A 21,268-nucleotide genomic window follows, 5' to 3' on the forward strand; every position below is an offset into this window, starting at 1 on the left:
ATGTCAAAAAAGTTAGTTTTTATGGGTACGCCCATGTTCGCTGTACCAATTTTAAAATCTCTATATCAAAATGGATATAATATTTCTTGTGTGTATACACAGCCACCTCAAAAATCAAAAAGAGGACAAAAAATTAATAAGTCTCCAATACAAGGTATTTCTGAAACTTTAAATTTAGAATATAGAACGCCACCAGTTTTAAATAATGAAGAGGAGTATAATTTTTTAAACTCTTTAGATGCTGACTTAGCAATAGTTGTTGCTTATGGACAAATTATTCCTAAAAAATTTCTAAGTTTAACTAAAATAGGTTTCATAAATATACATGCATCATTACTGCCTAAATGGAGAGGTGCCGCACCAATTCAAAGATCAATTATGAATTTAGATCAAGAAACTGGAATAAGTATAATGAGGATTGCTGAAAAATTAGATACAGGACCAGTTTGTAATAATTATAAAATTCAACTTAATGAAAATTTGAATGCGTTAGAAATTAGCGAAAAGCTTTCTAACTTAGCAGCAGAAAAAATTTTAGATAACGTAGATGATATTTTAGATGGTAAAGCAAATTTTATTGAACAAGATCATTCGAATGCAACCTATGCATCTAAAATTCAAAAAACCGAAGGTCAAATTAATTGGGATGAAAATGCTGAAAAAATTATTGGTAAGATAAACGGTTTATATCCATCACCAGGAGCATTTTTTATGTTTAATGGAGAAAGATATAAAATCTTAAAAGCTCAAATTGGAAGAGCTCAAGGAAATCCAGGGTTAGTATTGAGCGATAATCTTGAAATTGCTTGTGGTAATAATCAATCGATAATTATTAGGGAAATTCAGAGGCAAGGGAAAAGATCTCAAAATATTGGTGAATTTATTCAAGGTTCACAGATAAAAAAAGGTTCAAATATATAAATGTTTAGATATCAGCTTTTGATAGAATATTTAGGCACAAATTACAAAGGTTGGCAAATTCAAAAAAAAAATAAAACCATTCAAGGAATACTTCAAGACAAAATTAGAAAGTTATTAAAAGAAAATATTACTATAGTTGGATCGGGTAGGACAGATGCTGGTGTTCATGCTATCGAGCAGTCAGCACATTTTGATTTAAAAAATAAATTATTGAACTTAGATAAATTTATTAACTCAATTAATCACTTTTTAAAAAATGAAAATATTACAATTCTTAAAATAAGAAAAAGAACTAGTAACTTTCATTCAAGATTTTCTGCAAAAAAGAGAGTTTATAAATATTTCATTTTAAATAGAACAAGTTCACCTGTGATTGAAAAAGATCAAGTTTGGCATGTAAGAAAAAAATTAGATTTAGATTTGATGAAATTAGGGGCAAAAAAATTAGTTGGTACTAAAGATTTCTCAACATTTAGGGCTTCAAGTTGCAACGCTAAGAGTCCAATTAGAACGATGGATTTTGTAAAATTAAAATCTTTAAATGATAAAATAGAAATTCAGTTTAAATCTCAATCTTTTCTTCAACAGCAAGTACGATCTATGGTTGGTTGTTTAAAATATTTAGGTGAAAAGAAATGGGATTTAAAAAAATTTGACAAAGCTCTAAAGTCTAAAAAAAGGTCACTGTGTGCTCCTCCAGCACCACCTACAGGATTGTTTTTATCTAGAGTTTTTTATTAGATTTTTTTTATTACTCATGGCAAATTTTTTATTTATTCGCCATCTAGACTCTGCTCTTACAATGTACCCACAACAATTTTTTGACTTACACTTACATGGAAATTGTTTGTAATTTTCATCATAACCAAAACCATAATCACAGGTAAATTCTTCACCTTTTTTGATATCTTTAATAGCTTTAACCCAAATTTTTAAACCTTTACCATCATAATCACAATTATTGTCACAAGAATGATTAATTAATCCTGCAGTATTCCATGGAAAATCTCCATCAAGGTCATATCTTTTGTTGATAGTAAATAAATAGATTGGTTTACTATTGTCATATTTATCAGACTCTTCAGTTTGTTTTTTTGTAATTAGTTTACCAACGTAATCGATTATCTTTGTACCCTCTTTGATATCTTTAGTAGCATAAAGTCCTCTACCTTTTTTATCGATATCAGATTTTTTAATTTTATATAATTTCATTGAGTTTTATTTAGTTTTTTATTGGGAATTATCAATTAAATTCTATTAAAGCATCAACATGTCTTTGAGTACTATCTTGTAGTGCTTTTAAGTCATATCCACCTTCTAGTATAGATACTACATTACCTCTACAAAATGATTTTGAAATTTCTAAAGTTCTTTGTGTAATTGTATAATAATCTTCAGCATTAAGTTTTAATTGTGCTAAAGGATCATCAATATGTGCATCAAAACCTGCAGAAAACAATAGAAATTCTGGTTTAAATTCTTTTAATTTTTTTAATACCAGTTCATATGCATTTAAATATTCTCTAGCACTTGTTCCAGCTTCAAGTGGAATATTTAAAATATTATTAAATTTTCCAATCTCTTTTTCTGAACCTGAACCTGGATAATATGGAAATTGATGAGTGGAAATATATAAAACTTTTTCATTGTTGAAAAAAATATCTTGTGTCCCATTTCCATGATGGACATCAAAATCAATTATAGCTATTTTTTTATAACCATATTTTTCAATTAAATAATTAGCTCCAACTGCAACATTGTTGTAAATACAAAAGCCCATTGCTTTCTCTTTTTCTGCGTGATGACCTGGTGGTCTTACTGCGCAAAAAGCATTTTTAAATTCTTTTTCCTCCACACCATCAATCGCTGTTATAATTGATCCAACAGCGTCCATTGTTGCTTCTTTGCTACCAGGCGAGACAACTGTATCTCCATCTAAAAAATTAAATCCATTTTGAGGGTATGATCGATCGACATGATCAATATATTCAGAAGAATGAGTTTTTATTAATATTGATTTTTCAAATTTTGAAGGCTTTTTCCATATTAAATTTTTGTTATCTAATTTTTTAAAGTTATCAATAACAGCTGTAACCCTGTCTATTTTTTCAGGATGTCCATCTCCTGTATTATGATTTTTGTATGTATCAGAAGTAATTAAAGCTGTTTTCACTTAAAATAATTCTTTAAAATATTTGAATAAATTAAAGTTAATTTTTTTAAATCACCTAAAGAAACTGCCTCATCTACTTTATGCATTGTTTTTCCAACCAAACCAAATTCTAAACAGGGAGCAATTTTTCTAATAAATCTTGCATCAGATGTGCCTCCTGTTGTTGAGAGTTCAGGCTTAATTTTAGTAATCTTTTTAATTATATCTTGTATCATATATGTAGTTTGATTTGGTTTAGTTAAAAAAGCTTCACCAGATACACTATATTCAATTTTGTAATTTGACTTATTTTTATTACAAATTTTCTTCAATATTTTATTTATTTTTGTTTTAATTGAATTCGATGAATGTTTGTTATTAAACCTAATGTTAAAAGTTGCATTAGCTAAACCTGGAATTACGTTATCAGCAGTATTATCAATATTTATTTTTGTAACTTCTAGGTTTGTTGGCTGAAAATCTTTTGTTCCTTTATCAAATTTAATTTCCTTCAATTCTTTCAATATTTGAACAAGAGTAGTTGATGGATTGTTAGCTCTATGAGGATAAGCAACATGACCCTGAATACCTATAATTGAAAGTCTGCCGGTCATACTTCCCCTTCGACCAATTTTAATCATTTCTCCCAATTTATTTGGATTAGTTGGTTCTCCAACTAAACAAAAATTAATTTTCTCTTTTCTTTTTTTTAAGTATTCAACAACTTTTTTTGTACCGTTAATAGCAATTCCTTCTTCATCACCTGTAATTAGTAAGCTTATAGATCCATCAAATTTTTTATTATTTTTAACAAAAATACTGACAGCAGAAACAAAGGCTGCAATAGAGCTTTTCATATCATTTGCTCCTCTTCCAATTAAATGTCCTTTTTTAATTGAGGGTCTAAAAGGATTTACTGTCCAATCTTTTAAGTTTCCAGCAGGTACAACATCTAAGTGACCAGCGTAGCAAAAATTTGGACCTTTGGTTCCAAGTCTTGCATAAAGATTTTTTACTGGTTTAGTGTTTTTTTCTTGAAACTCTAATATTTTAGTTTTGAAACCAAGTTTTCTTAATTTTTTTTCTAAGAATTTCATTACCCCAGCATCTATTGGTGTTATAGACGGGTAACGAATTAGCTCTTTGGCTAATTGTAATTCATTAATGGTTTGCATTTTAATCTCTTAAAAGATCGTTTACTGATGTTTTAGATCTTGTTTTTTCATCAACTTGTTTGATGATTACTGCACAATATAACGAGGGTGCGGCAGGATTATTTTTGTCTGGTAATGATCCAGGGACAACAACTGAGTAAGGAGGTATTTTACCGTGAGTTACTTCACCAGTTTTTCTATTAACGATTTTAGTTGATTGGCCAATATACATACCCATACTTAATACTGAACCTTCACCAACTATTACCCCTTCCACAACTTCTGACATAGCACCTACAAAAACATTATCTTCAATAATAGTCGGAAGCGCTTGTGCTGGTTCTAAAACTCCACCAATACCAGTTCCTGCTGAAATATGACAATTTTTTCCAATCTGACAGCAACTACCTGCACGACTAAATGTATCCATCATTGTTCCTTCATCTATGTAAGCACCAATATTTACATAACTTGGCATTAGAACAACGTTTTTAGCAACATATGATCCTCTTCTCATTGCAGTATTTGGTACCATTCTAAAACCTGCTTTTTCAAAATCAGCGTTTGACCATCCGGCTGTTTTTCCTTTTAACAAATGAGCTTTATCTCTCCAAGCTGAGTAGGGACCATCTAAAGTTTCCATTCCATGAATTCTAAAACTTAGCATAATTGCTTTTTTTAGGTGTTGATGAGTTACCCATTCACCATCAATTTTTTCAGCAACTCTAGATTTACCACTATCTAGATCTTCTATTACTTGATTAATAGTATCTTTTAATTTTTGATCTGAATTTTGATTAACTTGATCTTTGTTTTCCCAAGCTTCATTTATAATGTTTTCTATACTCATAGTTTTATTGGTTTTTTAATAACCTTATTTCTTTTAAAAATAAAGTAAGATTTTCAATTTTATAATCAATATATTCTTTATTAGATTCTTTTTTGCCCCATTCCTCATCATTAATTAACCAAGCAGTAATTGTTCCTCGCTCTTTACCTATCGATAAGTTTTTTGCTATATCTTCAATATACAAAGTTTCTTTTGGATCAATTTTGAATTTTTCTACCATTAAATCGAAAGCTTTAGCTTCTGGTTTTGGGTGATATTCTGCATCTACGATATCAAATATGCCTTCAAATTGGTCGTCAATTCCTAGGGTTGTAGTGATGTGCTTTACATGGTTGTAACTACCATTAGTGAAGACAAATTTTCTTAAATTTATATTCTCTAACTCATATCTTAGTGCTGTATCTTTTTCTAAAAAAGATAAATCAATATCATGAACAAAATCTAAAAATTCTTTAGGATCAATTTCATGATGTATCATTAGACCATTTAAGCTTGTGTTATATTTGTGAAAGTAATTTGTCTGAAGTTCTTTGGCTTTTTTTAAATCTACATTAAGTTTACTTGAGATATATTCTGTCATTTTTCGGCTTACTTGACCAAATACTGCCTCTAGGTCGCTATAAAGAACACCATCACAATCAAATAAAATATTTTTAATATGGCTTAAATTTTTCATTGTCTAATTAAAGTTCCAGATCCCCCATCTGATAAAAGTTCAAATAGAACAGAATGATTTTTTCTTCCGTCTATTATAACAACTCCTTTTACTCCGTTACTAGCAACATCTAAGCAATTATTTATTTTTGGAATCATGCCACCAGTAATTGTTTCATTATCTATTAAGTCTTTTATAGATTCTGAATTAATTTCTGGAATTAGATTTTTATTGTTATCTAAAACGCCTTCCACGTCACTTAATATAATTAACCTTCTAGCATTAATTTTTTTAGCAATATAGCCAGCTGCAGTATCTGCATTGACGTTATAAGTTTGATCATTTTTATCTAAACCCAAGGGTGCAATAATAGGCACTTTTTTATCTGCTATAATTTTATCTATTATTGATTGATCTACATTTATAGGAGAGCCCACGAAACCAAGCTCTTCATTTTCTTGGATAACTGTTAAAATATTATTTTCCTTGGAATTAATAGTCTGACTTTCGCAATTTTGTTTATTTAGAGCATTGATAATTTCTTTATTAAAATCAATTAATACTTCTTCTACAACTTTAATAGTTTCTTTATCAGTTACCCTCAATCCTTTTATAAATTTACTTTCTAAACCTATCTCATTAAGTTTATTGCTTATCCTTTTCCCGCCTCCATGAACAATAATAGGAGTGAAACCTAGTTTATTTAGAGTTGAAATATCCTGAATAAAAATATCAAAAAGATTTTGATCAATTAAAACACTACCACCACATTTAATAACAATATATTCATCGTTATATTTTTCTAAGTATTTTTTAACTTCTTCAGTTGATGGACCATCTAGTGGTAGAATTGTTTTTAATTCTTCTTCTTTAATATCCAACATTAAGTTGTTGTTTTAACAGTGGTTCTTTTCATTATAAAAACTTGTTGTGCCATGGTTAAAATATTATTTACTGTCCAATATATTACCAACCCTGCTGGGAAAGGTGCTAAAATTATTGTTAGAAATAATGGAAAGAACATAAATATTTTTGCTTGCATCGGATCTGTTGGTGCAGGGTTTAATTTTTGTTGAACCCACATAGAAACACCCATTGCAACAGGCCATGCTCCAATGACTAAAAATGATGGCACATCATAAGGCAATAATCCAAATAGATTAAACAAAGAGGTAGGGTCTCTTTCAGATAAATCTTGTATCCAGCCATAAAAAGGCATTTGTCTCATTTCAATTGTTACAAATAAAACTTTATATAAAGCAAAGAAAACTGGAATTTGCACAAGTATTGGCAAACAACCAGACATTGGGTTTACTTTTTCTTTTTTATATAGAGCCATCATCGCTTGTTGCAATTTCATTTTATCGTCTTTGTGTAGCTCTTTCAGTCTTGCCATTTCAGGCTGTAAGGCTTTCATTTTTGCCATGCTTCTGAACGAAAAGTTTGCAAGTGGGAAAAATGCTAATCTTATACAAATAGTAATTGCTATGATAGCTAAGCCGTAATTCCCAAGTAATTTAAAGAAATAATCTATTCCAAAAAATAATGGTTTAGTAATAAAGTATAAAAATCCCCAATCAATTGTTAAGTCAAATTTATCAATGTTTAAAGATTCAGCATATCCATCAATTACATCAACTCTTTTTGCAGCAACAATGATTTGTAAGGTTTCTTCAATCAATGAATTTTCATTAAGCTCTAATGGCTCTGTTGATACAAAATTTGCTCTGAACTTATCTTTATAATCAAATGTTGTTTTAAATTCTTTTTCTCTAGGTGGAATTAGTGAAGTTACCCAGTATTTATCTCCAATCCCTAACCATCCTTTTTGTGCTGTTCTTGAAAATTTTTTCTCTTGTATATCATCGTAATCTTCCTCAATAAGTTCATCATCAAGTGTTGCCACTAATCCTTCATGAAGGATATAAAAGTTAGATATATCAGGCATTTCATTTCTAATGATTTGCCCATAAGTATAAAAATCATATTTTTTATCTGTAGGATTAATTACACTTTGTTTAATTGAAAATAAATATTTGTCATCTAAGGCGATCTCTTTCTCAAATGTTATACCTTGATCATTTGTCCAAGATATTTTTATAGGCGATTGATCTGTTAACTTATTATTTCCTGAAACTTTCCAAATAGAATTTGAATTCGGAATTTCAACATTTTTATCAGATGTAATAAAACCACTTTCAATTAAATAACCATCTTTTGAATTTCTTGGTGAAAGTAGTGTAACTTTTTCTTGAGAGTCTAGACTGACATTATATTGCTTAAAAGTTAGATCATCAATAACACCACCTTTAAGTGAAATAGAACCAACAATACTCTCATTTTCAAAATTAATTCTTTCACTTTGATTTAAAGCTTCTTCTCTAGAAATTTCAGCAACATTTTCTTTTTGATCTAGTGAAGGTGTATCGCTGTTTTGTTCAACTTTATTTCCTTCAGCCATATTTTCTTTAGTAATTGGTGGAGGAGCAAAAAATAGTGAATACAAAACTATAACTGCTGCTGATAATGAAATTGCTGCTACTATATTTTTAGTATCCATATTATTTTAATTTTGTGTTTTTTTTAACAGGATCAAAACCTTCACCACCACCTAAAAATTTGATTGGGTGACAAGATAAGATTCTTTTAATACTTAAAAATGATCCTTTTAACAGACCAAATTCTTTAAGCGCATCAATACTGTATCCTGAGCAAGTAGGTAAATATCTACAAGAATGTCCAAATAAAGGGCTAATCAAATATTTATAACCTTTGATAATTTTAATTAATATATTTGTAAAAATATTCATTATTTTATTTTTTCAAAATCCTGAAATAGAGTTTCTTTTATTAATTTGTATTCATTATTTAGCATAGATGACTTAGCGATAACAAGGAATGAATAGTTAAAATTTATTGATATTTTTTTAACTGCCTCGTTTAAAATATTCCTTAATCTTCTTTTAATCTTATTTCTCTTAACTGCATTCCCTAATTTCTTTTTTGTTACAAAACTAATATTGAGTTTATTATTATTTTTATTCATTAATTTACCAAAGAAAATAGTTACATACTTATTCGAGAACTTTTTTTGTTTAAGTAAATTTTTAAATTCTTCGTTTTTTGAAAGAGCAACAATTTTGCTTTTCATTAATTTACACTGATACAGTTAAAGATTTTCTTCCTCTGGCTCTTCTTCTAGCTAAAAGTTTCTTTCCACCTTTAGTCTTCATTTTTGATCTAAAGCCGTGTTTTCGTGCTCTTTTTTTATTTGAAGGTTGGTATGTTCTTTTCATAAATAAATTGATTAAATTTTATAAATTTTGCCCCTTTATATTAGCAATAATAAAAATAGCAAATAGAAGATTTAGGAATAAAATAACAATATTCATGGAAAAAACAAAAAAAATTAAACTATTTATAGGTTTATCTTACTTATTAATTGTTAGTTTATTTTTATATTTTTTCTTTTCAAAATTCAGTCTTCAAGAGATTACATCTTATGATTTTTTGAGAAATAACAGATCATATTTAATTGAGTTGAAGAATTCTAATTTATTTTTAGTTTCAATTTCTTTCTTGTTTCTAACAATGCTTTGGGTATTTCCTTTTCTAGGCTTTGGATCTCCTGTAGCTTTAATGGGCGGCTTTATCTTTGGCAAATGGATTGGAACACTAGTTGTGGTAACTGGTTTAAGTGTAGGTGCAACTTTTTTATACATATTTGGAAATTATTTTTTAAGAGATTTAATTAGAGAAAAATTTCTTAATAAATTTCAAAATCTTGAAATTAAATTTAAAAAATCTGAATTTTTTTATTTACTCGTTTACAGATTTATCGGAGGAGTTCCTTGGCAAATAAGTTGTCTATTGCCAACATTATTTAATGTAAGAGTAAAAAATTTTCTATTTGCAACTTTTTTAGGAATAATACCTCAGATTTTTTTGGCAGTTTCAATTGGAAGTGGGATTGAAAAAGTAATCGACCAAAATTCAGAAGTTCCAGGAATAATGGATATTATCTTTTCCCCAGATATTTATGTTCCTCTTTTAGCGTTTTTTGTACTAATTATGTTTTCAATTATTTTTAGAAAAAAATTTTACAGAAATTAATGGTGCTCCCACCCTGTACTGACCAGGGAACTAGTCATTACCAATGACTTGTTATGCCATTTAACTACAGGAGCTAAAATACATTTAGTAATTTATTGATAATAAAGCATTTTTTTCAAATTATTGCCTTAATTTTTTGATTATAATGATCTATATCTACTAAAAAAAATGTTATGGGAATTCACTACGATTATAAATCTACAAAAGGTAACAAGCTTATGGAGAAGCAAGCTAAAAGAGAAAGAAAGCTTGCAGAAAAAAAAGCTAAACGTTTAGCTAAAGAAGGTCCAAAAAAAGAAGAACCCACATCAAAACCATTAGATCCTAATAAACCAATATCATTAGATTTTTTGACTAATCCCAACAAAGAATGAGTCCAAAAGATAAAAATGAGCGTTTGAGCTTAGCTTTAAGAAAAAATTTAAAAAAAAGAAAACTATTTCAAAAAAAAAATAAAAAAAAATCTAAGTAATGTCTATTCAGCCTGACTCGTGGATTAAGAAGATGTGCAAAGAGCACAATATGATCGAACCATTTTTAGATCATCAAGTTGCGGAGGGAAAAATATCATATGGATTAAGTAGTATGGGTTATGATGTTAGAATCTCTGATGAATATAGAATATTCACTAATGTAAATAATTCCTTAGTCGATCCAAAAAATTTTTCAGATGACAATTTTATTGAGAAAAAGGGACCACATTGCATTATTCCTCCAAACTCATTTGTTTTGGCTAAAACAGTAGAATATTTCAGAATTCCAAAGGATGTACTTTGTATATGTGTTGGTAAAAGTACTTATGCAAGAACAGGTATAATTTGTAACGTAACTCCTATTGAAAACGAATTTGAAGGAAATATAGTTATAGAGTTAAGTAACACTACACCTAATCCAGCAAAAATTTATTCTAATGAAGGTATAGCCCAATTTTTATTTTTTAAATCAGAAACTCAACCAGAGACAACTTATAAATCTAAGAACGGTAAATATCAGGGACAAACTACAATTCAGGTTGCTAAAATTAAAAAGTAAGTTATGGACAAATTTCTGATTGATGGTCCTAGCAAAATCAAGGGTAAAGTTTCAATATCAGGTTCTAAAAATGCTTCACTGCCAATATTAGCAGCAACATTACTTTTCGATTTACCAGTAACTCTTCATAACCTTCCAAGAGTAAAAGATATTAGTACTATGCTTAATTTACTTAAATCTCTTGGATCAAAAATTGAACTCTCTAAAGATAAAAAAACTGCAAAAATTTCAAACAATAAAAATATGAAAACTTTTGCTAGTTATTCATTAGTTAAAACAATGAGAGGTTCAATTTTAGTATTAGGACCATTAGTTGCAAAATATCATAAGTCAAAAACATCACTACCCGGTGGTTGCTTAATTGGTGCAAGACCAGTTAATTATCATTTGTCAGCTTTAGAAAAACTTGGGATGAATTATGAAATTAAGGATGGTTACATATTAGCAAAATCTTTTGGCAAACTTAAAGGAGGGTTAATTAGATTTCCAAAAATTACTGTTGGTGCAACTGAAAATTCTATAATTGCTGCATGCTTGGCAAAAGGAAAAACAGTATTAAGAAATTGCGCTGTTGAGCCAGAAATAAAAGACCTTACTAATTTTCTTAATTCAGCTGGTGCAAAAATTAATTGGAAAGGGAGAACTTGTACTATTAACGGAGTAAGTTATTTAAATTCAACAAATTATTCAGTGATGGCTGATAGAATTGAAGCTGGTACTTTTTGCGTAGCAGCAACTTTAGCTAAAGGAACTTTAGAAATTAATAATTTAGATCCAAAAATAATAAACACAGAACTTAATTTATTAAAAAAAACAGGAGCCAAAATAAAAGTGAGCAAAAATAAAATTCATATTAATGGACCAGAAAAAATTAAGTCTATTAAAAATATCAAAACAAAAGAGTTTCCTGGAATTCCAACAGATCTACAGGCACAATTAATGGTCTTAATGTGTAAAGCAAAAGGAAAAAGCTCAATCACAGAGAATATTTTCGAAAACAGATTTATGCATGTTGCCGAATTACAGAGATTAGGTGCAAATATTACGACTAAAAATAATAAAGCTTATATTGAGGGTAATACGAAATTTATTGGTGCAGAAGTTATGTCTAGTGATCTAAGAGCATCAGTGGCACTTGTCTTAGCAGCTTCTGTTGCACAAGGGAAATCTGTAATTAACAGGATTTATCATTTAGATCGTGGTTATGAAAAAATTGAAAATAAATTAAAAAATATTGGTGTTAAAATAAAAAGATTAAAAAGATGAACAAATATTTAGCCAAAATTATTGCTACAGACAAAGAGGGATTGCAAATGATTTCAGCTTGTAGCTCAGGAGCTAAAGTAAAAGTTTCAGACATTAAGTATCTAGAATCTAATAAAGTATTTTTATTATCAATTGAACGTATTAAAGTAGAAAATGAAAATGAGGACAAAAAAGTCAATAGTATCTGCAGATTTGATTTTGTTGATAAGGTAAAGTCAAAAAATATTGATCAATCAAATCAAGAATTGGTTTTAGAATTAGTAGGAATAGATTATTTGAAAAATAACGATGTTTATGAAATAAATCTCTTCTTTAGTAATAATGCTCATATCGCTTTGACCGCCGAAACGATTGAAGCAATATTAGAGGATCAAAGCGAAATAAATTAGAGATGAAGGTTTTAGATAGCAGTAAGAAAAATTTTGGTAAATTATTAGATAATTTGTTATTGCAAAGAAAGAGAAAAGTTCAATCAAGCTCTGTTTCAGTCACTAACATTATTAAAGATGTTAAAAAAAATGGTGATAAAGCTTTATTAAAATATGAGAAAAAATTTAATAAAAATTCAGTAATCAAGCCCAGCTCAAATCAAATTCAAAAATCAATTAAATCATTAAATTCTATTGTAAAACAATCTATCGATACTGCTTACAACAGGATTTATAAATTTCATTCATTACAAAAGTTTAAAAATATTTCTTACACTGATAAATTTAAAAATAAACTTGATTATAAATATTTACCTTTAGAGTCGGTTGCAATTTATGTACCTGGTTCAACTGCATCCTATCCATCTAGTGTATTGATGAATGCAATTCCAGCTATTGTTGCTGGTGTAAAAAGAATAGTTATGATTAACCCAGGCTATAAAGGAAAACAAAATCCCGCAGTATTATATGCTGCCAAAAAATGTAAAATTAAGGAAATTTATTCAATTGGTGGACCATCTGCTATTGCTGCAGTTTCTTATGGAACAAAAAAAATTAAAAAGGTTAATAAAATTGTAGGGCCTGGAAATGCTTACGTTGCAGCTGCAAAAAAAGAAGTTTTTGGAGATGTTGGAATTGAGGGCATGACTGCTGGTCCTTCTGAAGTTACAATAGTTTGTGACAAGCATTCTAATCCAGAATGGGTTGCAAGTGATTTAATAGGACAAGCAGAACATGATGATCTTGCACAGTGCATATTAATTTCAAAAGATAAAAACTTATTAAATAAAGTTAAAAATGAAATAATTAAACAATTAAAAGAAATTCCAAGAGAGTCTATTGCAAAGAGAAGTTTGCAAAATAATGGAATTTTAATGCATGTAAATTCAGATAAAAAAATCATCGATATTGTTAACAAAATAGCTCCAGAGCATTTAGAGTTAAATGTTAAAAATTATAAATCTATTGTTTCAAAAATAAAAAATTCAGGATCAATTTGTTTAGGAAAATATGCTGTTATGGCTATGACGGATTATAATGTAGGTTCAAACCATGTTTTACCAACTAACGGATCAGCAAAATATTCAAGTGGTATAAGTGTAAACGAATTCTACAAAAGAATTTCATACATAAACCTATCAAAAAAGGGTATTGAAAGTCTTGGACCATCAGTTATAACACTTGCAAATTATGAAGGCTTGGTTGGGCATGCTCAATCAGTATTAAAAAGAATAAGGAGAAAATAAATTTGTCAAAACAAGACTTACTTGAATTCAAGGGGACTGTGATAGACCTACTCCCGAATGCAATGTTTAGAGTTAAGCTAGAGAATGGTCATACGGTTACAGCTCACACAGCAGGTAAGTTAAGAAAAAACAGAATTAGAGTTCTTCAAGGTGACAATGTAACTGTGGAGATGACACCTTACGATCTTACTAAAGGAAGAATTATCTTTAGAGGATAAATAAGGCTGAGTAGCTCAGGAGTAGAGCAGAGCCCTGAAAAGGCTTGTGTCGGAGGTGCGAATCCTTCCTCAGCCACCACCACAAAGTTTGATCTTGAAATACCTGTAAAAGAAATTAACTTAATTAATATAATAAATAACAAAAGGACGAAGAAATAAGATGAGTACACTACAAGGTAAAATAAAATGGTATAATGGTAAAAAGGGATATGGCTTTATAGAGAGAGACGACAAAGAGAAAGATGCCTTTGTACATGCTTCAGCTGTAAAAGCTGCTGGAATGAGATTTCTTAATGAAGGTGATAAACTTGAATTCACATTAGAAGACGGTCCTAAAGGTCCTTCTGCAGTAAATTTAAAAAAAATAGACTAATTTTCGTAAAATTTCTAAAGGACGTTATTTCTACATTTAGTAGATTAACGTCCTTTTTTTATTAAAGCCTTGAATATTAATAATTTTTGTCTAAAACGCTGATCATGAATATAAATATTACATACAGAATTACTTATAGAAGTACTCACAGAAACTGTTTCCATAGCCATTAGGCTATTTATTTATATTATAATTTTCATTCCACATAAAATAAGATAATAACTAAAGGATAAGCTTTGGTGGTGAAATAGTATCACGTCGGTTTGTGGATCCGAAGTCGTAGGAGCGTAACCTACCCAAAGTACCACTAAAATGGAAAAAGATAAAAAACTCAATCCTTCCTTACCGTCTGGATTTGAAGATCGTTGGAATAAAAAGTTAGTTCTAAAAAAACAACTTTTAAAAGTGATTGAAAAAAATTTTTTAAAATTTGGAGCTGAACCATTAGAGACACCTTCTTTTGAGATCAGCGAAAATATTGGTTCGTTTTTAGCTGAGGACGAGGATAACCCTATGTCTGACGTATTCTCATTCAAAGATGGTGATAAAAATATTACACTTAGATATGATCTATCTAGTCCATTAGCTAGATTTGTTGCTCAAAATAACCAAGAGCTTCCATCAATTTACAAAAGATATGCAATTCAGAATGTTTTTAGAAATGAAAAAGCAGGAAATGGAAGATACAGAGAGTTTATGCAAGCTGATTTTGATATTGTTGGAAATGTTAATTCAGCTCAAGCTAATGCAGAACTTTGCAATTTAATCTCGAGTACACTCTTAGATTGTGGTTTGAATAAAGATCAATTTACGATCAATATTAGTAATAGAAAAATTGTACAAGGTTTAATTTATGATTTAAAAATATCTGAAGATAAGCAATTAAAAGTAATTAGAGCTATTGATAAATTAGATAAACCTGGATTTGGTTTAAAAGGTGTCGAAGATCTTCTTAAAAAAGAAAGAAAAGATGCAAGCGGCGCAGTTACAAAAGGCGCTGATCTAACAGATGAACAAGCATCGCAAATATTAAATTTTTTAAAAATAAAAGACTTAAAACAATTAAAAGAAAATTTAAAAAATCCATTATCTCAAGAAGGAATTAAAGAGTTAGAGGACGTTTTTGAAATTTTAGGATTTGGTTCTAATTTAGAACAAGTGCAAACCAATTTTACTATTGTTAGAGGTCTAGCTTATTATTCTGATTTTATTGTTGAAACTAACTTAAATTTTAAAGTTACAAATAATAAAGGAAAAGAAGTTGATATTGGCAGTATTTGTTCAGGAGGTTCTTATGCTAAACTTATCTCAAGATTTAAAGGGGTAGATATTCCAGGTACAGGGATTAGTTTTGGTGTGGATAGATTGTTATTTGCACTTTTACAATTGGATCAGATTAAGGTTGATGATCAAAAGCCTGTTTTAGTCTGTGTGATGGATGAAAAATATTTAAAAAATTATTATGAAATTGTAGATCAATTAAGAGAAAATAAAATTAATGCAGAAATATTTTTAGATACAAAGAAAAATTTAGGTAAGCAATTAACCTTAGCAAATAAGCGTGAATTAAAGGTAGCTGTTATATGTGGTGATAATGAATTTAATGAAGGTACAGTAACGATAAAAAATCTTAAAGGTATTAAGGGTGAAAATAATAAAACATTTCCTAAATCAAATTTAATAGATGAAATCAAAAAACTTATCTGAAAACATTCTTAGATCAGTAAAATCTAAGGGCTACAAATATATAGATTTACCCTCAGTTATTGAGGCTAATCATATCGTTCAAAGGTCAGGTGAAAACTTCAGAAAATTTATTTTTTCATTTACAGATCAAAATGGAAGCGAGCTATGTCTTAGACCAGATTTAACAATTGCATCCTGCTTAAGATATTTAGAAAATAATTTAAAAGGAAAAGAAAAAATTTTTTATAGTGGTCAAGCTTATAGAAAATCTGAAAATAAAAGTGACTCTATTATTCGAGATCAAATTGGATTTGAAATTTTAGGTTCTAAAGATGAAAAAAATGATGATAAAGAAATTATCAATACCTCATTAAAATCTCTTCAAAATATTAAATATTCTTCAGGTAAATTAACAATAGGAAATGTTGAGATATTTAATTTATTAATTTCAAAACTAGATATCCCGAAAAGATGGAAGTTAAGATTATCAAGACATTTTTGGAGAGAAGATTACTTTAATGATCTTTTAAAAAGATTGGAAACAAACTCTGATGTAGATCCAACTATCGTTGAAATAGATAAAAAGCGTTATTTAAAAATGCTGAAAGAAGATTTATCAAATGTAATAGCAGGAAGAACCATTAACGAGATATTAAATAGGTTTGATAACAAAATTAAAGACCCAAGAAGAGCTAGTAAAGGCAAAGGTGTTTCAAAAATTATTAAAGACTTTTTAAAAATCAAATGCCCAATCAATGAGGCTGCATTTGAGTTAAACAAATTTTTTAAAATAAATAGAATTAATTTAGTGGTTGATCAAAGATATTTTCCTGTCACTAAAAATAAAGTTTCAAAACTAAATGTAGTATTTTCAACTTCTTTTGGAAGACAATTGGAGTATTACACAGGGATAGTTTTTAAAATTGATGTTAAATCAAAAAATAAATTAAAAAATATTATTAATGGTGGTCGTTATGATCGATTAATTTCCGATCTTGGGTCAAAAAAACAAATACCAGCAGTTGGGGCTGCATTAAATTTAAATTATTAATGAAGAAAAATATTTTAAATATTGGAATTCCTAGCAAAGGCAGACTCAGAAAGGATATTTTAAACATATTTAAAAAAAATAAATTAAATTTAATTTCAGAAAGAGGAGAAAGAGATTTATTAGGCTCAATTAAACAAAAGAAGAATGTTAAAATTTTATATCTTCATGCAAGAGAAATTATAGAGAGACTTGGAGATGGTTCTTTAGATCTAGGATTTTCCGGATTTGATTTGTTGAAAGAGAGTGAAATAAATGTTCAAAAGAGAATTAATGTTATTAAAAAATATGATTTTGGGAAGGCCACGTTAGTAGTTGCAATTCCAGATCCTTGGATTGATGTTCAAACTATTGCTGATTTAGAGGAAATAGCATTTGAGTTTAGAGATAAGAAAAAGAAAAGATTAAGAGTTGCAACCAAATATCCAAATTTAACAAGAGAATTTTTATTTTCTAAAGGGGTAACTCAATTTAAATTAGTAGATAGTTTAGGTGCTACAGAGGCATATCCTTTTACTGGTTCATCAGAAATAATTACTGACATCACTTCAACAGGAGAAACTTTAAAAGCTAATAATTTAAGAGTTTTAAAAGATGGTGAGATATTAAATTCAGAGGCTTGTATGATGATATCTAAATCATCGTCTAAAAATAAATTTCTTCAAAGTTTAATTAGATTACTTTCTAAGAATTAAATCTTTCCAATAAATAAGAATAATTTTAATAATATCTAGGTTTCGAAGGATTGCATAAACACCCACTAGTATTCCTAAACCAATAATAATTTTAAGCATTAATAATAATTCCATTACGTATTTTATATATGATATAAAGTGATTCATGGAAGCTATATTTTTAGTTATTTTAATTCTGCTGCTTGGAGTAGTTTCAGCAATTCTTTACTTAAATTTAAGATCTAAACCTGAAGATCAAAAGGAAAATAAAGAAGCTGAAGAAATAGCTAATTTAAAATCCGAAATCTCAAGTTTAAAGGATACCTTAAATACAACAATCAATAGCTCACTTGGAGCAATGTCTACTTCATTTAACAATCTGTCTACCGGAGTAACAAAAGATATGACAGAAGCTTTAACTAAAGTAGATGAAAAAGTTGGAAATTTTAATCAGCAAGTTCAATTATTAAACCAAAGCCAAGAAGGAATAACAAAAATTTTGGCTGGAGTTAAAAAATATGGAACTCTTGCTGAGTTTAGTTTGGATGCACTGATTAAAGATTTACTACCAGCTTCTCAATTCATGACAAATGTCAAAATGAAAGAAAATACAAGTGAGAATGTAGAATTTGCAATTAAGCTACAAGGTGATGTTTTAGTTCCAGTTGATAGTCATTTTCCGGTGGAGAAATTTAAAGCAATTACCGATGGTCATGATGCAGAAGATAAAAGGTTAGTTGCCGATGCTAGAGCAAAATTAGCTACTGCATTTAAAGCAAAAGCCAAAAGTGTAAATGAAAAATATATTGTACCACCAAAAACTACTGACTTTGCAATTGTGTATGCTCCTACAGAAAGTTTATACAAAGAGTTAACTGAATACCAAGACCCAAGTACAAAAGAATTATTAACTCAAGAATTAATGAAAAAATATAAAGTTGTAATTTGTGGCCCTAATACTTTGTCAGCATATTTGCAATCTTTACACATGGGATTTCAATCCTTGAAAGTTCAAAAGGGCGCAACTGAAATTTACAATCATTTAAAAACAATAAGTACAAGATTTTCAAAACACTTTGACAACATAGTAGTTCTTAGAAAAAAATTAGAAGATGCTATGGGTGTGGTAGATAAATTTGGAACAGATGCAAGATCAATAAATAGAACTTTGGAAAGTATAAAAGATCCAGAACAGGTAGAGAAAGCTGTACAAACAGACAACGTTGAAAAATTTGTTGATAAACAAAGACAAATTAAAAATTAATTTCTTTTTTTTGATAATACCATTTATAAGAAATCTCATGCAATGGAATCGTAAATATGATTATCCAAAATCTTCAAGGGCAACAGTTGATGGTATTAGAAGATACCTTTTGGGAGAAGAAAAATTACCAAGTGTTACCTCAATTTTAGATGTTACTAAATCTGATGAAGATAAAGCAGCATTAGCAAATTGGAGGGAGAGAACTGGATATAAAGAAGCCGAAGCTATCACGAAAGCTGCAAGTAGCAGAGGGTCACAGATGCATAATTACTTAGAATCTTATTTGCTTGGGAGAGAAAATTTAAGTTTTTTTGATGATAATGAACAATATAAATTGATGGCAAAAGAAATTATAGATCATGGTTTAAAAAATAGATTAGAAGAAATATGGGGTGTTGAGTGTACACTGTACTATCCAGATAAGTATGCTGGCACTGCGGACTGTGTTGGAGTTTATGAAGGAAGAGAAACAATTATAGATTTTAAACAAAGCAATAAACCAAAGAAAGCTGAGTATATCGATTCATGGTTATTACAAACCAGCGCATATTCTTTAGCTCATAATGTTGTGTATAACTCCAATATCACTTCTTGTGTTATTTTGGTCTGCACTGTAGATAAATTATTTCAAGAATTTAAAATTCAAGGACATGATTTAGTCATCTATCAAAATTTGTTTTTAGGAAGATTAAAAAAATTTCATGAACTATCTAATTTAACTTAAAATATATAAGAAAATATGGACAAATTTGTAATCTACGACACTGAAACAACTAATAGCACTATTTGGGGATCAATTATTGAGGTTGGAGCAGTTGTTGTTGATAAAAATTTAAATGAAATTGGTAAGTTAAATATCAGAGGCAGAATGCCAGAAGGAGAAGTACCAAGCGCTAAAGCTCTATTGGTAAACTCAACAAGTATAGATTTACTTACCAAAGGAAACTATTCTCATTATGAATTCTTAGGAGCAGTTGAAAACTTCTTCTCAAAAGCTGCACCAGCATTGTTTATGGGATGGAGTAACTTAAATTTTGATAGACGTATGTTTCATTTTAATTTTTTTAAAGGTAACAGATATCCTTATATTACTCATTCGTCTCCAAATAAAGAACATGACGGTCTTCATGTTGCAAGAGCTGCGCAAACAATTAATTCTGAAACTTTAAAAACAGAACTAACAGATGCTGGAAATGAAAGTCTTGCTCTTGAAGGTTTAGCAAGACAACAAGGATTTGATACTTCCCAACAACATACTGCGTATCACGATGCATTTACTAGTTTGAAAATTTTAAGAATTATAAAAGAAAAGCATAATGATAATTGGGAAAAATTTTTAACCACTTCCACAAAGAGTAGTGTGGAATCTATTTTAAAAGGAGAGGGTATTTATTCAATTTTTGAAAATGTTAAAGGAAGAAATATGATGTATTTGGTATCAACATTACATCCAGAGCATTGTTTTCATCCATCTTATGCATCCTGGGGATATCTTTGGGACTTAAGAAGAGATCCAGAACCTTTTTTAAACATGTCTGTTAATGAGCTTAAAGCTAGTCTTAAAAAAATAAGTCCTAAAGCTTTAAGAGTTATTAAAACAAATAAAGCGCCTGTTGTATTAGATAAAAAATTTGCTTTAAAAGAAAAAGTCTATGTAGATCTAGATTTAGAAACAATTCAAAAAAGAGCCAAATTAGTTAGATCTAGCGAAAACCTATGCAAGAATATTCAAATCATTAATAGGGAAGCTGCAGAAGAAAAGGCTCAAACACAAAATCAAGAAGATTTACTTCCCGAGGAAACATTGTATGAGAAATTTGTTCCAAACAAAGATACGGCTTTATTTAAAACATGGCATAGCTCGTCATGGGAAGAAAAATTAAGATTACTAGATAAATTTCAAGATAAGAGATGTGCATGGTTTGGACAAAAAATTATTTACCAAGAAGCACCTCACGTATTACCACCTGATTTGTATAAAAATATTAAAAGTGAGATAGCTAGAAGAATTTTAAGTAAAAATAGAGAAAAGTGGCAAACTATAGCAATGGCTTACACTGAAATAGACACCTTGAGAGACCAAGCATCTAATAGAGATGATGAAGAAGAACTAAAAAAATTGGATGAAATAAATGAATTTATTATGTCCATTGAAAAAAAATATGAAATTGCATAGTTGACTTTAAA

Annotated in this window: 27 protein-coding genes and 1 tRNA gene; 17 read left to right on the top strand and 11 right to left on the bottom strand. The window is 29.0% G+C overall.

Annotated elements, in window-relative coordinates; all coding sequences use genetic code 11:
* Together fmt and truA are read left to right on the top strand one after the other, a co-directional pair.
* A complete protein-coding gene (gene fmt, locus ACTTA6_RS06965) occupies window positions 1-921 on the top strand; it encodes a methionyl-tRNA formyltransferase (RefSeq protein WP_440613498.1) in 921 nt (306 codons plus the stop codon).
* Window positions 922-1,662 carry a tRNA pseudouridine(38-40) synthase TruA gene (truA, locus tag ACTTA6_RS06970; protein WP_440613497.1) on the top strand — a complete coding sequence of 247 codons (741 nt, stop codon included), beginning with the start codon at window positions 922-924 and terminating at the stop codon, window positions 1,660-1,662.
* Here the strand turns inward: truA and ACTTA6_RS06975 are convergent.
* The 10 genes from ACTTA6_RS06975 to rpmH are packed head-to-tail and all read right to left on the bottom strand — an operon-like array spanning window position 1,642 to window position 9,028.
* Entirely contained in the window at window positions 1,642-2,133 is a 492-nt protein-coding gene (locus ACTTA6_RS06975; protein WP_262590133.1) for an SET domain-containing protein, read from the bottom strand. The two genes, truA and ACTTA6_RS06975, sit on opposite strands and share 21 nt — an antisense overlap.
* Before the next feature lie 31 nt (window positions 2,134-2,164).
* Window positions 2,165-3,094, bottom strand: a complete 930-nt coding sequence (locus ACTTA6_RS06980) for a histone deacetylase family protein (protein WP_440613496.1) — start codon at window positions 3,092-3,094, stop codon at window positions 2,165-2,167.
* Window positions 3,091-4,248 carry a succinyl-diaminopimelate desuccinylase gene (gene dapE / locus ACTTA6_RS06985; protein WP_440613495.1) on the bottom strand — a complete coding sequence of 386 codons (1,158 nt, stop codon included), beginning with the start codon at window positions 4,246-4,248 and terminating at the stop codon, window positions 3,091-3,093. Before dapE ends, ACTTA6_RS06980 begins: the two co-directional genes overlap by 4 nt.
* Window position 4,249: 1 nt before the next feature.
* Window positions 4,250-5,077 carry a 2,3,4,5-tetrahydropyridine-2,6-dicarboxylate N-succinyltransferase gene (gene dapD, locus ACTTA6_RS06990; RefSeq protein ID WP_440613494.1) on the bottom strand — a complete coding sequence of 276 codons (828 nt, stop codon included), beginning with the start codon at window positions 5,075-5,077 and terminating at the stop codon, window positions 4,250-4,252.
* A gap of 4 nt (window positions 5,078-5,081) precedes the next feature.
* Complete coding sequence (locus tag ACTTA6_RS06995; RefSeq protein WP_075505946.1) at window positions 5,082-5,753, bottom strand: pyrimidine 5'-nucleotidase; 672 nt, start codon at window positions 5,751-5,753, stop codon at window positions 5,082-5,084.
* Window positions 5,750-6,616, bottom strand: coding sequence for an acetylglutamate kinase (gene argB / locus ACTTA6_RS07000; protein ID WP_440613493.1), 867 nt, complete (start codon window positions 6,614-6,616; stop codon window positions 5,750-5,752). Before argB ends, ACTTA6_RS06995 begins: the two co-directional genes overlap by 4 nt.
* Window positions 6,616-8,292 (bottom strand): membrane protein insertase YidC, encoded by a 1,677-nt coding sequence (yidC, locus tag ACTTA6_RS07005; RefSeq protein ID WP_075505948.1) that lies wholly within the window; start codon window positions 8,290-8,292, stop codon window positions 6,616-6,618. The genes argB and yidC overlap by 1 nt, the downstream gene beginning before the upstream one ends.
* A 1-nt stretch (window position 8,293) precedes the next feature.
* Window positions 8,294-8,542 carry a membrane protein insertion efficiency factor YidD gene (gene yidD, locus ACTTA6_RS07010; protein WP_440613492.1) on the bottom strand — a complete coding sequence of 83 codons (249 nt, stop codon included), beginning with the start codon at window positions 8,540-8,542 and terminating at the stop codon, window positions 8,294-8,296.
* The gene (gene rnpA / locus ACTTA6_RS07015) at window positions 8,542-8,883 is read right to left on the bottom strand and encodes a ribonuclease P protein component (protein ID WP_075505950.1); all 342 of its coding nucleotides are present in this window, start codon (window positions 8,881-8,883) and stop codon (window positions 8,542-8,544) included. Before rnpA ends, yidD begins: the two co-directional genes overlap by 1 nt.
* Window positions 8,884-8,887: 4 nt before the next feature.
* Entirely contained in the window at window positions 8,888-9,028 is a 141-nt protein-coding gene (gene rpmH / locus ACTTA6_RS07020; RefSeq protein ID WP_023854404.1) for a 50S ribosomal protein L34, read from the bottom strand.
* A gap of 94 nt (window positions 9,029-9,122) precedes the next feature.
* On the opposite strand from rpmH, the gene ACTTA6_RS07025 reads away from it, so the two are divergent.
* The 12 genes from ACTTA6_RS07025 (at window position 9,123) to hisG (ending at window position 17,838) form a co-directional block, all read left to right on the top strand.
* The gene (locus tag ACTTA6_RS07025) at window positions 9,123-9,845 is read left to right on the top strand and encodes a TVP38/TMEM64 family protein (RefSeq protein WP_440613491.1); all 723 of its coding nucleotides are present in this window, start codon (window positions 9,123-9,125) and stop codon (window positions 9,843-9,845) included.
* Window positions 9,846-10,018: 173 nt separating this feature from the next.
* On the top strand, window positions 10,019-10,219 hold the full coding sequence (locus ACTTA6_RS07030; RefSeq protein ID WP_075505952.1) for a hypothetical protein: 201 nt from the start codon (window positions 10,019-10,021) through the stop codon (window positions 10,217-10,219).
* A gap of 97 nt (window positions 10,220-10,316) precedes the next feature.
* Entirely contained in the window at window positions 10,317-10,877 is a 561-nt protein-coding gene (dcd, locus tag ACTTA6_RS07035; protein ID WP_075505953.1) for a dCTP deaminase, read from the top strand.
* Window positions 10,878-10,880: 3 nt separating this feature from the next.
* Window positions 10,881-12,143, top strand: coding sequence for a UDP-N-acetylglucosamine 1-carboxyvinyltransferase (gene murA / locus ACTTA6_RS07040; protein ID WP_440613490.1), 1,263 nt, complete (start codon window positions 10,881-10,883; stop codon window positions 12,141-12,143).
* Complete coding sequence (locus ACTTA6_RS07045) at window positions 12,140-12,532, top strand: DUF2948 family protein (RefSeq protein ID WP_440613489.1); 393 nt, start codon at window positions 12,140-12,142, stop codon at window positions 12,530-12,532. Before murA ends, ACTTA6_RS07045 begins: the two co-directional genes overlap by 4 nt.
* Window positions 12,533-12,534: 2 nt before the next feature.
* The gene (gene hisD / locus ACTTA6_RS07050) at window positions 12,535-13,818 is read left to right on the top strand and encodes a histidinol dehydrogenase (protein WP_440613488.1); all 1,284 of its coding nucleotides are present in this window, start codon (window positions 12,535-12,537) and stop codon (window positions 13,816-13,818) included.
* Window positions 13,819-13,820: 2 nt separating this feature from the next.
* On the top strand, window positions 13,821-14,036 hold the full coding sequence (infA, locus tag ACTTA6_RS07055) for a translation initiation factor IF-1 (RefSeq protein ID WP_023854397.1): 216 nt from the start codon (window positions 13,821-13,823) through the stop codon (window positions 14,034-14,036).
* 4 nt (window positions 14,037-14,040) lie between these two features.
* Window positions 14,041-14,115, top strand: a tRNA-Phe gene (locus ACTTA6_RS07060).
* 81 nt (window positions 14,116-14,196) lie between these two features.
* Entirely contained in the window at window positions 14,197-14,409 is a 213-nt protein-coding gene (locus ACTTA6_RS07065; protein ID WP_075505957.1) for a cold-shock protein, read from the top strand.
* A 312-nt stretch (window positions 14,410-14,721) separates the two neighbouring features.
* Entirely contained in the window at window positions 14,722-16,116 is a 1,395-nt protein-coding gene (gene hisS / locus ACTTA6_RS07070; protein ID WP_440613487.1) for a histidine--tRNA ligase, read from the top strand.
* Window positions 16,094-17,146 carry an ATP phosphoribosyltransferase regulatory subunit gene (locus ACTTA6_RS07075; protein ID WP_440613486.1) on the top strand — a complete coding sequence of 351 codons (1,053 nt, stop codon included), beginning with the start codon at window positions 16,094-16,096 and terminating at the stop codon, window positions 17,144-17,146. Before hisS ends, ACTTA6_RS07075 begins: the two co-directional genes overlap by 23 nt.
* Complete coding sequence (hisG, locus tag ACTTA6_RS07080; protein WP_440613485.1) at window positions 17,146-17,838, top strand: ATP phosphoribosyltransferase; 693 nt, start codon at window positions 17,146-17,148, stop codon at window positions 17,836-17,838. Before ACTTA6_RS07075 ends, hisG begins: the two co-directional genes overlap by 1 nt.
* Here hisG and ACTTA6_RS07085 read toward each other — a convergent pair.
* Window positions 17,821-17,952, bottom strand: a complete 132-nt coding sequence (locus ACTTA6_RS07085; protein WP_440613484.1) for a hypothetical protein — start codon at window positions 17,950-17,952, stop codon at window positions 17,821-17,823. The two genes, hisG and ACTTA6_RS07085, sit on opposite strands and share 18 nt — an antisense overlap.
* Window positions 17,953-17,983: 31 nt before the next feature.
* Here ACTTA6_RS07085 and ACTTA6_RS07090 point away from each other — a divergent pair, with 31 nt between their 5' ends.
* Genes ACTTA6_RS07090 through ACTTA6_RS07100 form a run of 3 tightly spaced genes read left to right on the top strand, consistent with a single transcriptional unit; the run spans window position 17,984 to window position 21,257 of the window.
* Window positions 17,984-19,081, top strand: a complete 1,098-nt coding sequence (locus ACTTA6_RS07090) for a DNA recombination protein RmuC (RefSeq protein WP_440613483.1) — start codon at window positions 17,984-17,986, stop codon at window positions 19,079-19,081.
* A gap of 37 nt (window positions 19,082-19,118) precedes the next feature.
* A complete protein-coding gene (locus ACTTA6_RS07095) occupies window positions 19,119-19,805 on the top strand; it encodes a hypothetical protein (protein WP_075506062.1) in 687 nt (228 codons plus the stop codon).
* A 15-nt stretch (window positions 19,806-19,820) separates the two neighbouring features.
* On the top strand, window positions 19,821-21,257 hold the full coding sequence (locus ACTTA6_RS07100) for an exonuclease domain-containing protein (protein ID WP_440613482.1): 1,437 nt from the start codon (window positions 19,821-19,823) through the stop codon (window positions 21,255-21,257).
* Window positions 21,258-21,268: the final 11 nt, after the last annotated feature.

Source organism: Candidatus Pelagibacter sp. HIMB1636, assembly GCF_052047675.1.
Taxonomy (GTDB): Bacteria; Pseudomonadota; Alphaproteobacteria; order Pelagibacterales; family Pelagibacteraceae; genus Pelagibacter.